Raw genomic sequence first — 14,512 nt, forward strand, 5'->3', positions numbered from 1 at the left:
TTAAAAATGTATTATACATATATAATGACTAATAAGTTTTATGGTACATTATATATTGGTGTTACATCAAACCTTGTGAAAAGAGTTTTTGAACATAAAAATGGGCTTGTAGATGGGTTTACTAAGAAATATTCTATAAAATATTTAGTTTACTTTGAATCATTTGAAGATGTTCGAGCAGCAGTACATAGAGAGAAAAGATTAAAAGCTTGGCTAAGAAAGTGGAAAATTGATTTAATCAATTCTGTAAATTCACAATGGCATGACTTATATGAAGAGATTATAAGATAGGAATTCTACGGTCAAGCCGTAGAATGACAGCTATTTTTATTAGTTTAAACAAAAGGTATAAAAATGAGTAGCAAATTAAAAGATTTAATAAAAACATCGATAAAAGAATACTTAGATGCTAATGATATAACAGTTAAAGATGCTGTTAGAGGAAAAATAAGAGAACAGGTTAGTAAATCTTTAGAAGATATTAACGAAATAAATGAGCAAGTTAAGACAAAAGTGGCGGGGCTTGTTAAAAAGCACATTACAGATATGCAAGAAAGCTCACAAATGGCTTTAAGAAAAGAAAAGCTACAAACACTTGCAGAGCAAAATAATGGCATTAGTCATCCAAATAGTTTTAGAAGAAATATTGTTGCTGCAGATTTACAAGCAAAATATTCTGAAAAATCAAAGCAAGAGCTAGAAGAATTAGAGCCAAAAGAGCTTTATAAAGTGACTGGTAGGGCTGTTTTAAGAAGAGTAATGGGTAAAGCCTCTTTTATTACTTTACAAGATTTCTCAGGTAGAATACAAATTTATTTAAAGAAAAGTGATCTTCCTGAGGGTCAATATAATACTTTTAAAAACCTATGTGATCTAGGTGATATAGTCGGTGTTTCTGGAACTATGTTTAAAACAAATACTGGTGAGCTATCAATCCATGCAGATCATTTTGAGATCTTAACCAAAGCGATTCGACCTCTTCCTGATAAGTTCCATGGTTTATCAGATCAAGAAACTAGATATCGTCAAAGATATGTTGATTTAATTACAAATGAAAAAGCTAGAGAAGTATTTAAAGTTCGTTCAAGAGTGGTGAGTTTTATTCGTAATTATTTTGATAGTATGAGCTTTATGGAAGTAGAAACTCCAATGATGCATGTTTTACAAGGCGGTGCAGCAGCTAAGCCATTTAAGACTCATCATAATGCTTTAGATATGCCTTTATATTTACGTATTGCTCCAGAACTTTATTTAAAAAGATTAGTTGTTGGTGGTTTTGAGCGTGTTTATGAGATAAATCGTAACTTTAGAAATGAAGGCGTATCATCACGACATAATCCAGAATTTACAATGCTTGAGTTCTATATGGCGTATGCTGACTATAATGATCTTATGGATTTAACAGAAGATATGCTTTCTAAGCTTGTACAAGAAGTTACAGGAACTCAAGAACTTGAGTATGGTGAGTATAAAATCAACTTCGGTGGTAAGTATGAGCGTATCTCAATGGTTGATTCAATTATTAAATATAACGAGGATATCTCAAAACAAGATCTAGCAGATTTTGATTCAGCTAAGAAAGTTGCCGATAGATTAAATATTAAGGTTGAAACTTTCCATGAGCTTGGACACTTAATAAATGAAATATTTGAAGAAACTGTAGAGCATAAGCTTATTCAGCCAACATTTATTACAGACTACCCAGCAGTAGTTTCGCCATTGGCACGTAGACAAGATGGTAATCCAGAGTTTACTGATAGATTTGAGTTCTTTATAGGCGCGCGTGAGATTGCTAATGGTTTCTCTGAGTTAAATGATGCACAAGATCAAGCTGAAAGATTTAGAAAGCAAGTTGAAGCAGCAGCATCTGGCGATGATGAAGCTATGCCTTATGATAAAGATTATATTAGAGCTCTTGAGTATGGTATGCCACCAACAGCAGGTCAAGGTATTGGTATCGATAGACTTGTAATGTATCTAACAAATTCACAATCTATTAGAGATGTAATATTATTCCCTCATATGAAGCCTGAGTAGTCTAAATTCTTAAAAATATTCTTAAATCACTTTTTAAATTAATAAGGAAGTTTATGTCTAAAGAAATAATTAGTCATGGTGTATTTACTGACTATAATGATGCTTATGATGAAATTAAGTTTAGAATAGCAAATGATGAGAATTTACTAGGACTTTTGAATCAGCTAGAGAGTTGTCCTCTGGGCAGATTTTTGATTCAGAATAGAGGTCTAGATGCATATTGGACAAAAGTTATAACTCAAAATAAAGGTGGTTATGATAGTGATTTTGAGAAAAAGCTTATAACTATACCACCAATATTTATTGCTACTCAGGAAAGATATCAAATCTTTAAGCAGCAGATCATAGACTTACCAAATAACTCTAAAATATTATCTGTACCGGCTGGGCTTTTACCTGAATTCTCCAGAGAATTAATTTTATCTAAGAACTTTAATATTGATGCTTATGATCTTGATAGTAGTTGTGCAGCTCAAAGTGGTTTAGCAGAGTTAGAAGGTGTTAATTATATTGTTAAAGATGTTTTTAAAATGGATGTTAAAAATCATTATGATGCAGTTGTTAGTAATGGTCTTAATATTTATCTTAAAACAAATAATGAGGTGCAAAAGTTTTTCCAAATTTTAAATAACTCTCTAAAGCAGGGAGGCATTATTGTTTCTAGCTTTATAGCATCATTAGAGGATGTTAGTATTAAAAAATTAGAGAACGCTAAATTTGGCAAGCAAATATTTGCGGACATTTTAAATGTGACTTGGACAAAGACTCATGCTGAAGATGAATTTCGTCAGATTTTATTTAGTTGTGGTTTTGAAATCAAAGAAATAATTTATGATAGTCAGAAAATGTTTCCAACAGTAGTAGCTATTAAAAGGTAATTTATATTAATTTAATGTTCATCATCATAGCTAGCTTTATGAGATTTGCCTTCTATATATGAAGTATATGCGATTAGTAGTGCTGAAACTACAAATACAATATGGATTGCTGCGGACCATGCTAGATCTCTATCTGATGTCTGAGATACTTCTAAGAATTTTTTAAGTAATGATATTGATGATATCCCTATAATAGATCCAGCAATTTTTAGTTTCACAGCATTTGGAGAAAGCTTCTTTATCCAAACAGGTTGACCACCATCTTTTTTATCAAGATTCATTTTACTTACAAAGTTCTCATAACCACTGATTACTACTATTACAACAAGGTTAGCTACTAGTACTACATCACAGAGAGTTAGTGCAAGTATAATTAGTTGGTCTTCATTGAAATTTTTAAAAGAAGTAAATAAATGATATAGCTCATGATATATCTCATAGATAAAACCAAATAGAACTAGTGATAAAAGTAGGTATATTGGGGCTTGAATCCAACGAATACCAAAGATGAACATTTCAACTATTGATAATAGTTTGTTTACATATTTACTCATTTAGTTAGCCTTTGCTGTTAAAGTTTCTAAGTACCAAAGATATCTGAAAATTAAATTAAAAGCAATAATGACTATTTTAAAATAAGAGAAAATTAATTAGGATAAGCATTAGTTAATATAGGGTATGTAAAAAAGATAAATTGTCCAACATTAACTAAATAATGGCAGATAATACTAACTTCAATTCTCTTAGTTTTGATATATGTCAGACCATAAATAATACTTGCAATAAAAGCAAGTACTGCAAAGAATATACCAGCAAAAATAATGTGTATTGAAGCAAAAATTAGAGATGTAATTAAAACACTTACTATTGAATTAGTATATTTTTGAATTTTTGTTTGAACAAACCCACGCCAAAACACTTCTTCTGGAATACATGTAAATATTAGGTTTACAAAAATAAAAATTAAAGTGTAATTAGTTAGCTTAAAATCATATTTTATAAAACTAAATGTATAACTTATTGGTAATAATATTAATATCGCTATTAAACCATATAATAGTCCTGCTTTCAAAGTAGGTAATATTTTGCTTAGTGTATTTAGTAAGTTAATTTCTGATGAGAGCACTAATATAAAGTATGTAAGTACTAAAGAGTTATAGTTTAAATATAGTGTAAAAGGAATTGCATCTGACGAAATCTGTACATTTTTGATAATACATAAATTATTAAAGCCAGGTAAGATATGCATATAGTTAAGCAATAAAAATATTGCGGTTATAGCAAATAAAATAAGAGTAAATATCTTTGGTTTTTCGTATCTAAAGTTTAAGTAAATAAGTATTGCTGAGGCAATAACTATTAATGCTCCTATATAATTTATCATTCCACTAATGGAAGCTAAAACTAGTGAGAGGCCAAATATTATATTACTAATTTTTCTATATTTTTTGAACCATAAGGAGAATAGTGATAAGACTACTAATATATATGTAATGTAGATAATAGTGAGATTCATTTATTGATCAGAGATTTTTTCAAGAAATTTAACTACGTCAATATTACCATTAGTTTTAGCATCATCAATAGGTTTTTTATTGCGTTTATCTTTAGCGTTAATATCAGCACCTTTATTAATAAGATATTGAACAACATTTAAATGACCTTCAGCTGCAGCTAAGTGTAGAGCTGTTCTTTCATCATAGTCACCTTTATTTATGTCAGCTCCTAGGACAACAACTCTTTTAACTTCTGAAATATCTCCAGTACTAGCTGCCCAAATTAGTTCAAATGTTAGGTTTGATTCGGCAATCATACGATTTTCTACAGGGTTGATTTTATTACTACAATCTATGTGGTCATAATTATGAAAACTAAACTTATCAACCAGTCTTTTACTAAACTCAACTCCTCTAGCAGAGTTATGATTAGTATCTAATCTAGGTGAGAATATAGCAAATCCTCCAACATTTGGTATAGCTATAACCAAAGCTCCAGAAACTCCTGATTTAGCAGGTAGGCCAACTGAGAAAGCATATTCTCCAGAGAAATCATACATGCCACATGAATACATCATTGATAAGCAGTTACGTACAGTAGTTGGAGAAAATACTTTCTTGTTAGTTAATGGGCATATACCTCCATTTGCAATAGAAGACATTATTTTTGCCATTTTTTTTGCGTTGACCTGTATAGAACATGTCTGAAAGTAAAAATCCAAAGCAGAGTGGATGTTAGCACCTTCAGGAAAAGCACCAACTTCTTTCATATAGTGTGCTAGAGCATAGTTTCTATCTGCTGTTTCTTTTTCAGAATGATATGTTGCGTTATCAAAACCAGTTGACTCGCCACCAGCAAGATCTTTCCAGATTTGAGTAATGTATTCAAATCTATTAGCAAGATTCCACTCAGGTTTTATTAGTGAACAGGTCATAATAGCACCTGAGTTAATCATAGGGTTATGAGGAAGATTATGTTTATTTAGAGCTATTGCATTAAATGTAATACCGCTTGGCTCTCTACCGACATGTTTATGAACTTTTTCTTCACCGTTTAGCTCAGTTGCTATGCAGTATGTTACTGCTTTTGCTGTTGACTGTACACAGTAAGGGTGAAGATAGTCTCCTAGGGTAATCATTTGACCATCAACACTACAAAAGGCTACTGCAAAAAGGTCTGGATCAACCCTTGCTAACTGAGGTATGTAATTAGCATTTTGTCCAGATTCATTTTTTTGAGTTTCATTATATATTTCGATAATCTCTTTTTTAAAATCTTTAAAATCAGGAATTATAAACCCCTTATTAATAGATTTTTCAATAAGGCTAATACTATCAGAACTGAAATCTAAGAAAGTTTCAAAATCAATTTTGTCAATACGTGAAAATGTATTTAACTTTGTTATAAGTTTGCTAATTCTAGGATCATCTGTAACTATGCCGGACTCATCTAAAGCATCTAGAATATCATTTTTAGTAATAAACCCATCTTTATCACAAATAGCATCAAAAATATTTTTGCAATAATCTTCACTAGTTGAGTAACTTGTCATTATTAAGCCCTCTATTTGTATAGTTGTTTAAAGAGTAGTAATTGTGTGTATTCTACAGAAAAAAGTGATTTTAATATAGGTAGAGATATATTGTTTGAATAAATATTAGTTAGTAGTAGCTGTTGCAAGAGCTATAGCTACTAAATATGGGTCAGAGTTTGCACCAGGTCTTCTATCTTCAAAGTACCCATAACCTTTTAATGCTACAGGTCTAGGAATTCTGATAGAACAACCTCTATCAGCATCGCCAATGCTGAAAGTTGACATATCTGATGTTTCATATTCACCAGTCAATCTTTCATGTAGGTTGAATCCATAGTTTTGAATATCTGTAGCATGATTTTTTTCTAGGTTCTTAACTATATCTGCGATTGCTTGTCTACCTTGTTGAGGATCTCTAGTTTTCTTAGTAGAGAAGTTAGTATGTAAACCAGCGCCATTCCAATCACCTTTAATAGGCTTATTGTCAAATGAAATAGTTATATCATATTCTTCACCTAATCTTTCTAGTAACCATCTAGCAATATGAGTATGATCAGATACGTTTAATATACCTGCATCTTCACCTTCAACACCTCTGTAACCAATTTGGAACTCCCATTGACCAGGCATTACTTCAGCGTTGATTCCATAGAATAAAATTCCAGCATCTAAGCAAGCTTGCATATGAGTTTCTACTAGATCACGGCCAAAGGCTTTGCTAGCACCTGCACTACAATAATATGGACCTTGAGGACCAGGGAAGCCAGTTGTAGGCCAGCCTAGAGGACGTCCATCTTTGAACATAGTGTATTCTTGCTCAAATCCAGCCCACATTTCATGGTCTTCGTCAGCATTATCTAGAATCTCTCTTAGCTTAGCTCTATTGTTAGTTTTATGAGGAGTCTCTCCGTCTGGATTATAAACTTCACATAAAACGATATAACCACATTCTCTTAAAGGGTCAATTACAAAATTGACTGGTTTGATTATACAATCTGAATCATTACCTGTAGCTTGGTTTGTTGATGAACCATCAAAGCTCCATTCAGGGAAATCCTGGGCGTTATTAACCTCTTTGAAAGGTAAAACTCGTGCTTTTGATCTAAGCTCAGGCACTGGATCTGTACCATCGATCCAGATATATTCTGCGGTCATTGTCTTCATTTTTACGTTAGCTTCCTTAACTTTTGTTGGCTCATATAAATGATATCAAGTGTCTAAAAAAAGTAAATGACAACAGCACTAAGTTTATAAAAAAATCATAAGTTATGATAAAACGCAACCCTAAATTAGTTGAATAATTGAAAAGTTATTTCATTTAGCTGTAATCTAGTATTTGCTTTTTTAGCACCTTTTATGGATAGATCAGTATCAAGACACATTTCTAAACAACGTGATATTGTGTCTGAATCAATTTTATTAGCCAAACTTGTGTAAAATTTTTGTTTTGACTGCCAAATATTATTGTCTTTAAATATCTTCTGATGATATGTTATTTGCGTGTTTTTTAGTTGTGAAAGGATTCTTAGTTCTTTTTTTAGACACCATAATACTAAAGGAGGCTTATCATTTTCATTTAAAATATTGTTTAAAATTTTCAAAGCTTTGGTTCTTTGCTGCTTAAGTATTGCCTCAGAAAGATCAAACACATCATAATTTGAATGCTCATGAAGAAAAGGGCGTATTGAGTTCTCATCAAATGAAGGTGTATTCTGTCTTGATAGGAGTTTAAGTATTTGCTTTGTGGCAATAAGGTTCCCTTCTGTTTTTTGTGCTAAAAGTTCTATTGCCTGTCTAGTAATATTAAGATTTAAATCTGATATTTCATTGTCTATGATATTCACAGCATTTGTGAAGTTTGGCTGATATATTTTTATATGTATAGCCTTATTTGCAAGACTTTGGAACCATTTTGCCGAAGTGTTTTGTTTTTTCATACCACTAAAAACAAGCAAGTAAACATTTTCATCATCACTTAGTAAGTTCTCAGTTAGAGCGTTCTGAAGATTTTTTTGTGGCGGTTTATCAAAATTAAATTGGATAAACTTATCCATTGAGAATAGGCTTAGGCTATCTGTTTCATTATATAAAATATCAAGATTTTGTTCAGTTAGATCATGATAAGATATTTCAAAATCTTTCTGCTTAAATGTTTTGGTTATTTTTTCAATAATATTATGTTTTTGTAACGGCTCATCTCCAGTTATAATAAATAGCTTATAATTTGTAAGGTCATTTTTTTTGAGAAAATCAAAGTAACTTAGTTCCATAATATTAAAAAATTTTAACTATTCCTATAACAAGTATTTAGTTTACTATATTGTGTATCTATTAGAAATTTAAAAGCAGTTTAAATATGAAAAAGTTATTTATAATATTGGTAAGTGTTTCTATGCTACTACTTTCTGGATGTGTAACAAAACCGGATAATATAAAGCCTGTCAAAAATTTTCAGGCAAGTAAATATTTAGGTAAATGGTATGAAATAGCTCGTTTTGATAATAGTTTTGAAAAAGGCATGACAAATGTTTACGCTGAGTATAGTTTGAATCCTGATGGTTCAATAAAGGTGGTAAATAGTGGTGTTACACCTTCCACTGGTAAAAGAAGTTATGCAACAGGAGTTGCAAAATTTGTTGAGAATAAAAATACGGCATTTTTAAAAGTTTCCTTCTTTAGACCTTTTTATGGAGCATATGTTGTATTTAAATTAGATGATAATTATAAATATGCTTATGTTGTCGGTGATAATAAAAACTATTTATGGCTACTTTCTAGAACTAAAACAGTCCCAGAAAGCGTAAAACAAGACTTTATTAAGAAAGCTAAAGGGCTAGGGTATGATACAAGTAAATTGGTATGGGTTAAACAATAGCTTTATAAAAAGAGTTTTTATTTAAATCACTATTAAAAAATGTAAGAATATACATACGTTTTTTCTACCTTAAAAGTATTAGTGTCTCAAACTTATAAATTTAATAAATTCGACCTTAGCTGGCTTGTTGTCAGTATAGGAATGGCAGTGGGTGCTGGAATTGTCCTTGTTCCTGTAAGTGTGGGTGTAGTAGGTTTTACCGTTTTTATGGTATCAATATTAATAGCCTATCCAGGTATATATCTTTTTCAAAAGCTTTATATACAAACATTATTTGAATCTGAAAAGCCTAAAGATTATAAAGAAGTCGTTGCTGAGTTGTTAGGAGGTAAATGGTCGGCTTTTTTAGGCGCTTTATATCTTCTTATGATGATTATATGGACAGTGATATATGCTGAGGTTGTTGCAAAGTCTTTAGCATCATATCTATATATGTTCAAATTAACTACAAATCCACATCTTGAGCAAAGCGCTTTATATAGTGGGATTTTGATGATTATTCTGATATTTTTAGGAGTTAAGAGTCAGAAGCTTTTTGTGCGGATATCTACACTTTTAGTAGCTGTACTAGTTGTATCAATTATCATAGTTTCTATATGTTTAATTCCTTTATGGTCAACTAGTAACCTTTTAGAACTACCTTCTAGCAGTGGTGAATTTATTGCTAAAAGTATTATAATGTTGCCGTTTTCATTAACATCAATTTTGTTTATCCAGTCTCTAAGTCCAATGGTTATTGGTTATAGATCACATTACCGTTGTAAGGATAAAAGTTTTATTTTAAATAAAACTCTTAGGACGATGAGTATAGCATTTGTTATATTGGTTGTAATTATAGGTTTTTATGTATTATCCTTCTCTTTAGTTATTCCAAAAACTCAAGCATTAGCAGCAACAGCGAGCAATCAGTCAGCATTTATATTGCTAGAGAAGCAGGGCCAGTCAAATGATATATTATATGTTTGTGGAATTATTATCAGTTTATGTGCTATTTTAACTTCTTTTCTAAGTATCTTAGCGGGGATGGAAGAGTCTTTAAGAGGTATCTTGAGAGGAAAATTTAGAAAGAATGGTTTAGCTATTGAAGGTAAAAGCTTATTTAGTCTTAATACTGTGGTAGTTGTTATTATATTTCTATTAACATGGCTTTCGATAGTTTTTAATGCACCAATATATAAACTAGTACCTTTATCTGGACCAATATTTGGAATATTAGGATGTTTAGTACCTGCGTATATTGTTTTTAAAACTCCAAGCTTAAAGAAGTATCGGACTAAAAGTATTTATTTTATTATTTTTATCGGTATTGTTTTAGTTATATCGCCGTTGTTAACATCGGCATTGTCGTAGAGTAAAACTATGCTAGATCAAAGAGAATAGTTAAGAAAATAAAGAATTGATATTAATGTCTAAAATGTCTCATTCCTGTGAAGACCATAGTTATACCAGCTTTATTAGCAGCATCGATAACTTCTTGATCATTCTTAGATCCACCTGGTTGAATTACTGCAGTTGCACCAGCTTTGATACATTCCTCTAGACCATCAGCGAATGGAAAGAAAGCATCAGATGCAACAGCTGAGTTTTTAGCACCTTCATGAGCTTCGGCTTTCTCAGCCCCAATTCTAGCAGAATCTACACGAGACATCTGTCCAGCACCAATACCAACTGTTTGAGTATCTCGAGCATATACAATAGCGTTTGATTTGACATATTTAACAGCTTTCCATGCAAACATTAAATCAGCCCATTCTTTATCTGTGGGAGCTCTATCTGTAACAACTTTACAGTCATTAATATCTACACCACCATTATCATAAGATTGTGATAGTATTCCACCATGAATGTTTTTGCTTATCATGCGTGATGATTTTGTATCAAAAACTTTACCTGTCTCTAGTACACGTAAGTTTTTCTTAGCAGTTAAAACCTCTAAGGCTTCTTGAGTATAGCTAGGAGCAATTATTACTTCTAAAAACATTTTGCCTAAAGACTCAGCAAATTCTTTATCAACCTCACAGTTAAATGCAACAATACCACCAAATGCTGAAATTGGATCACAAGCTAAAGCTTTTTTCCAAGCCTTATGAGCATTTTTGCCAGAAGCTATGCCGCAAGGGTTAGCATGTTTGATAATTGCACAAGATGGTTCAGAGTATTCACAAACCATTTCAAATGCACCATCAGCATCATTTAAATTATTGTATGATAGCTCTTTACCTTGTAGTTGCTTAGCATTTGTGATGCTTACACAATCTGTATCTGTAGAATATACAGCAGCTTTTTGATGTGGGTTTTCACCATATCTTAGGACTTGCTTAAGAGTTCCTACTGAGAAAAGCTTTTCTGGATACTCTTCATCTAACTCTTTGCTAAACCAATTTGCAATATGACTATCATATTCAGCAGTATGAGCAAAAGCTTCTTTAGCAAACTCTTTACGTGTTTGTAGAGTTGTTTGACCATCATTTTGAGCCATTTCTGTTATTACAGTTTCATATTGGTTTGGGTTTGTAACTATAGCTGTATGCTTATGGTTTTTCGCACATGAGCGAACCATTGATGGTCCACCAATATCAATATTTTCGATACATGTATCAAAATCAGCGCCAGATTTAACTGTATTAACAAAAGGGTATAAGTTAACAACAACCATATCTATTTGGCCAATATTGTTATCTTGCATTGCTTGAAGGTGTTCTGAATTATCTCTATCTGCTAAGATGCCTCCGTGGATAAGAGGATGAAGTGTCTTTACACGTCCATTCATAATCTCTGGGAAGTTAGTATGTTCAGATACATCTTTGACATTAAGACCTGCTTCTTTTAGGGCTTTTGATGTTCCTCCGGTTGATAGAATTTCTATATTATATTTAGCTAATTCTTTGGCAAAATCGACAATACCTGTTTTATCTGAAACAGATATTAGAACCCTTTTTATTTTCGACATGTATTTATTCCTTGTTTTGATGGTTAAAGCTATAATTTGAATAGCTATTATAACAATTATTAATGATAAAAGCCTACCTAAAATAGTTTTGCCAATTTATATTTTACTAGCAAAATTGTTGCTAATATATTACCATAATATATATCTAAACTTTAATGTCATAATACTCAGTTTTAATATGTCAAAAATTGTAATCGTTGGTGCTCAATGGGGCGATGAAGGTAAGGGTAAAATAGCAGATACTTTAGCAGAAAAATCAGATTTAGTTGTACGCTATCAAGGTGGTAATAATGCTGGTCATACACTGGTTGTAGATGGTAAGAAAACCTTCTTACATCTTATTCCATCAGGTGTTTTACATAAGCATACGAAGTGTGTAATTGGTCATGGTGTAGTTCTAGATCCTGTTGCTCTTGATAGTGAGATTGCACGTTTGCAAGAAACTGGTATAAATATCTCTGCAGATAATCTTTTTGTTTCAGAGTCTTGTACTGTTATTACTTCTTATCATAAGTTATTAGATGCTGTTAGAGAAAATAGCACTACTGAAAAAATAGGCACAACAGGCAAAGGAATTGGTCCAGCGTATGAAGATAAAGTATCGCGTAAAGCGATTAAATTTAAACACCTGTTTGATAAGGACTTATTAAGATCAAGATTAGAAATATCTTTAGCTGAAAAAGAGACATTATTTAGAGATTTATATAAGGTTGAATACCCATCAATAGATGAAGAATTTGAAAGACTTTATTCTTTAGGGCAAAAGCTTAAGCAATATGCAAAAGATACTTTTTCGATTATAGATTCAGCTATCTCAGAAGGTAAAAATATAGTCTATGAAGGTGCTCAAGGTGTACTTTTAGATGTTGATTATGGGACATATCCTTTTGTAACATCATCAAACACTTCTGTTGCAGGTGTTTATTCTGGTGCTACAACAGCTGGAAGTGATTTAGATCATGTAATCGGGATTACAAAAGCTTATACAACAAGAGTTGGTGAGGGACCTTTCCCTACAGAGCTTTTTGATGATGTGGGTAACTTTATTCAAAGTAAGGGTGGTGAAATAGGTGTAACTACTGGCAGAACTCGTCGTTGTGGTTGGTTAGACCTACCATTACTTAAATATTCTGCTAAGTGTTCAAACCTTACATCGATTGCTTTGACAAAAGTTGATGTATTATCAGACATGGATACTTTGAAAATTTGTATTGGTTATAAATATGAAGGTAAAGAGATATATTGTGCATATCCTGGTATAGACTTATATAAAGTTGAGCCAATATTAGTTGATTTAGAACCCTTCTCAATTGATGAAAAGGTTACTAAAAATAATATGCCGGACGCTCTTGTAACATACCTTAAGACTATAGAGAATCATATTGGTATTCCCATTTCTTCATTAGCATATGGACCATCTAGAGAACAAATTTTATTCTTCGAAGATTATTTCAAAAAAGGTTAATTATGAGTTATTCTGCAGAAAATACTAATGTTTATATAACATCTGAACAACTTGAAGCTGCTGTTACTAAGTTAGCTGAAGAGATCAATCAAGACTATTCTGGTCAAGAGGTTACTCTTGTATGTGTTTTAAAAGGATCATTTATGTTCTTCGCGGACCTTGTAAGAAAGCTAAGAGTAGATCTAAGAACACAATTTATTACAGCTTCATCTTATGGTTCAGGAACAAAGAGCTCTGGCGAGGTAACTCTAACAGAGACATCGCTTAAAGAAGAGTTTGTTAAAGATAAAAATATCATAATAATTGAAGATATCGTTGATACTGGACATACTTATCATAAATTAATGGAAGGTATAAACAAATATAACCCTAAAACGTTAAAATTTGCTACTTTGTTATTTAAGCCAGCAAGGTTAGAAAGAGAAGTGGATCTTGACTATGTTTGCTTTGAAATCGAAGATAAATTCATTGTTGGTTATGGCCTAGACTTTGATGAGAAGTATCGAGAACTTCCTTATATAGGACTTATTAAATAAATTTCTAAAGTTTTAGAATGGGAATCCACTTACAAAAGCATCTCTAAGAAAATCTTCAGCTAATTTCCAAGCTCTTTTATTTGATGTCGCATTAAAAACAGTACCAAACTCAAAGTCATTAGCACTTGGATTTGTAAAGGCATGGTACGTGTTACCGAAAGTATGCAATTGCCAATCAGCTTTACGCTTATCCATCTCCTGTTGGAATCTATTAACTTGTTCAGGTGGCACCATTGGATCATTATAACCATGTAAGACCAGTATTTTGGTGTCGATGTTTTGTTCTTTGTTAATTGTTGAATCAAGCAAGCCATGAAAGCTTATAGCTGCCTTTAGCTGCATATTAGATCTTGCCATATCTAGAACACATTTACCTCCAAAGCAAAAGCCAATTGCAGAGATATTTGACTTATCTACTCTAGGTATTTTTTTTACTACGCTATATGCTGTTCTAAGTCTTGTCATAAGTGCATACTTGTCTTCTAATAAAGAGTTCATTAGAGCAGCATTCTCTTCTTTTGATAATCCTACCTTAGCATCTCCATAAAGATCTATAGCAAAGCCAAGATAGCCTTTTTTTGCTATTGCTATTGCTTTATCACAAGCGAATTTATCGCGACCTGCCCATGTTGGAGCTATTAGTACTGCAGGTAGATGCGACCCTCTATCAGGATATGCACAAAAACCTTTTAATAATACACCATCTCCACGATATTCAACTTCTTTTGTTATTATCATTT

General features: G+C 31.9%; 14 protein-coding genes. 7 read left to right on the plus strand and 7 right to left on the minus strand.

Annotated elements, in window-relative coordinates; all coding sequences use genetic code 11:
* The first annotated feature begins 6 nt into the window (after positions 1-6).
* The 3 genes from F7310_RS00845 (at position 7) to F7310_RS00855 (ending at position 2,915) form a co-directional block, all read left to right on the plus strand.
* The gene (locus F7310_RS00845; RefSeq protein ID WP_072711189.1) at positions 7-291 is read left to right on the plus strand and encodes a GIY-YIG nuclease family protein; all 285 of its coding nucleotides are present in this window, start codon (positions 7-9) and stop codon (positions 289-291) included.
* A 63-nt stretch (positions 292-354) separates the two neighbouring features.
* Positions 355-2,037, plus strand: coding sequence for a lysine--tRNA ligase (gene lysS / locus F7310_RS00850; RefSeq protein WP_072711190.1), 1,683 nt, complete (start codon positions 355-357; stop codon positions 2,035-2,037).
* A gap of 53 nt (positions 2,038-2,090) precedes the next feature.
* A complete protein-coding gene (locus F7310_RS00855; RefSeq protein ID WP_072711191.1) occupies positions 2,091-2,915 on the plus strand; it encodes a class I SAM-dependent methyltransferase in 825 nt (274 codons plus the stop codon).
* A gap of 11 nt (positions 2,916-2,926) precedes the next feature.
* Here the strand turns inward: F7310_RS00855 and F7310_RS00860 are convergent, their stop codons facing one another.
* The 5 genes from F7310_RS00860 to holA all read right to left on the minus strand — a co-directional run bounded on the left by F7310_RS00860 (position 2,927) and on the right by holA (position 8,216).
* Positions 2,927-3,469 carry a TIGR00645 family protein gene (locus tag F7310_RS00860; RefSeq protein WP_072711192.1) on the minus strand — a complete coding sequence of 181 codons (543 nt, stop codon included), beginning with the start codon at positions 3,467-3,469 and terminating at the stop codon, positions 2,927-2,929.
* Between the two features lie 92 nt (positions 3,470-3,561).
* The gene (locus F7310_RS00865) at positions 3,562-4,299 is read right to left on the minus strand and encodes a CPBP family intramembrane glutamic endopeptidase (RefSeq protein WP_236939878.1); all 738 of its coding nucleotides are present in this window, start codon (positions 4,297-4,299) and stop codon (positions 3,562-3,564) included.
* 132 nt (positions 4,300-4,431) lie between these two features.
* Entirely contained in the window at positions 4,432-5,964 is a 1,533-nt protein-coding gene (gene glsA / locus F7310_RS00870; protein WP_145951711.1) for a glutaminase A, read from the minus strand.
* A gap of 105 nt (positions 5,965-6,069) precedes the next feature.
* Positions 6,070-7,110: a glutamine synthetase beta-grasp domain-containing protein gene (locus F7310_RS00875; protein ID WP_072711195.1), complete on the minus strand. Its 1,041-nt coding sequence runs from the start codon at positions 7,108-7,110 to the stop codon at positions 6,070-6,072.
* 125 nt (positions 7,111-7,235) lie between these two features.
* On the minus strand, positions 7,236-8,216 hold the full coding sequence (gene holA / locus F7310_RS00880) for a DNA polymerase III subunit delta (protein ID WP_072711196.1): 981 nt from the start codon (positions 8,214-8,216) through the stop codon (positions 7,236-7,238).
* Between the two features lie 86 nt (positions 8,217-8,302).
* Between holA and F7310_RS00885 the strand changes: the two genes are divergently transcribed.
* Positions 8,303-8,821, plus strand: a complete 519-nt coding sequence (locus F7310_RS00885) for a lipocalin family protein (RefSeq protein WP_072711197.1) — start codon at positions 8,303-8,305, stop codon at positions 8,819-8,821.
* 141 nt (positions 8,822-8,962) lie between these two features.
* Complete coding sequence (locus F7310_RS00890) at positions 8,963-10,171, plus strand: aromatic amino acid transport family protein (protein WP_072713504.1); 1,209 nt, start codon at positions 8,963-8,965, stop codon at positions 10,169-10,171.
* 52 nt (positions 10,172-10,223) lie between these two features.
* On the opposite strand, the gene purH is transcribed toward F7310_RS00890, so the two are convergent.
* Positions 10,224-11,771: a bifunctional phosphoribosylaminoimidazolecarboxamide formyltransferase/IMP cyclohydrolase gene (gene purH, locus F7310_RS00895; protein ID WP_072711198.1), complete on the minus strand. Its 1,548-nt coding sequence runs from the start codon at positions 11,769-11,771 to the stop codon at positions 10,224-10,226.
* Positions 11,772-11,949: 178 nt separating this feature from the next.
* Between purH and F7310_RS00900 the strand changes: the two genes are divergently transcribed.
* Together F7310_RS00900 and hpt are read left to right on the plus strand one after the other, a co-directional pair.
* The gene (locus F7310_RS00900; protein ID WP_072711199.1) at positions 11,950-13,236 is read left to right on the plus strand and encodes an adenylosuccinate synthase; all 1,287 of its coding nucleotides are present in this window, start codon (positions 11,950-11,952) and stop codon (positions 13,234-13,236) included.
* A 2-nt stretch (positions 13,237-13,238) separates the two neighbouring features.
* The gene (gene hpt / locus F7310_RS00905; protein WP_072711200.1) at positions 13,239-13,772 is read left to right on the plus strand and encodes a hypoxanthine phosphoribosyltransferase; all 534 of its coding nucleotides are present in this window, start codon (positions 13,239-13,241) and stop codon (positions 13,770-13,772) included.
* Between the two features lie 12 nt (positions 13,773-13,784).
* On the opposite strand, the gene F7310_RS00910 is transcribed toward hpt, so the two are convergent.
* Positions 13,785-14,510 carry a dienelactone hydrolase family protein gene (locus F7310_RS00910; protein WP_072711201.1) on the minus strand — a complete coding sequence of 242 codons (726 nt, stop codon included), beginning with the start codon at positions 14,508-14,510 and terminating at the stop codon, positions 13,785-13,787.
* Positions 14,511-14,512: the final 2 nt, after the last annotated feature.

It is taken from the genome of Francisella uliginis (assembly GCF_001895265.1).
Classification (GTDB): domain Bacteria; phylum Pseudomonadota; class Gammaproteobacteria; order Francisellales; family Francisellaceae; genus Francisella; species Francisella uliginis.

Bases quoted from the DNA above. Each gene is read 5' to 3' on its own strand.
- F7310_RS00845 (WP_072711189.1), top strand. From the start codon at position 7: ATGTATTATACATATATAATGACTAATAAGTTTTATGGTACATTATAT.
- lysS (WP_072711190.1), top strand. From the start codon at position 355: ATGAGTAGCAAATTAAAAGATTTAATAAAAACATCGATAAAAGAATAC.
- F7310_RS00855 (WP_072711191.1), top strand. From the start codon at position 2,091: ATGTCTAAAGAAATAATTAGTCATGGTGTATTTACTGACTATAATGAT.
- F7310_RS00860 (WP_072711192.1), bottom strand. From the start codon at position 3,469: ATGAGTAAATATGTAAACAAACTATTATCAATAGTTGAAATGTTCATC.
- F7310_RS00865 (WP_236939878.1), bottom strand. From the start codon at position 4,299: ATGATAAATTATATAGGAGCATTAATAGTTATTGCCTCAGCAATACTT.
- glsA (WP_145951711.1), bottom strand. From the start codon at position 5,964: ATGACAAGTTACTCAACTAGTGAAGATTATTGCAAAAATATTTTTGAT.
- F7310_RS00875 (WP_072711195.1), bottom strand. From the start codon at position 7,110: ATGAAGACAATGACCGCAGAATATATCTGGATCGATGGTACAGATCCA.
- holA (WP_072711196.1), bottom strand. From the start codon at position 8,216: ATGGAACTAAGTTACTTTGATTTTCTCAAAAAAAATGACCTTACAAAT.
- F7310_RS00885 (WP_072711197.1), top strand. From the start codon at position 8,303: ATGAAAAAGTTATTTATAATATTGGTAAGTGTTTCTATGCTACTACTT.
- F7310_RS00890 (WP_072713504.1), top strand. From the start codon at position 8,963: ATGGCAGTGGGTGCTGGAATTGTCCTTGTTCCTGTAAGTGTGGGTGTA.
- purH (WP_072711198.1), bottom strand. From the start codon at position 11,771: ATGTCGAAAATAAAAAGGGTTCTAATATCTGTTTCAGATAAAACAGGT.
- F7310_RS00900 (WP_072711199.1), top strand. From the start codon at position 11,950: ATGTCAAAAATTGTAATCGTTGGTGCTCAATGGGGCGATGAAGGTAAG.
- hpt (WP_072711200.1), top strand. From the start codon at position 13,239: ATGAGTTATTCTGCAGAAAATACTAATGTTTATATAACATCTGAACAA.
- F7310_RS00910 (WP_072711201.1), bottom strand. From the start codon at position 14,510: ATGATAATAACAAAAGAAGTTGAATATCGTGGAGATGGTGTATTATTA.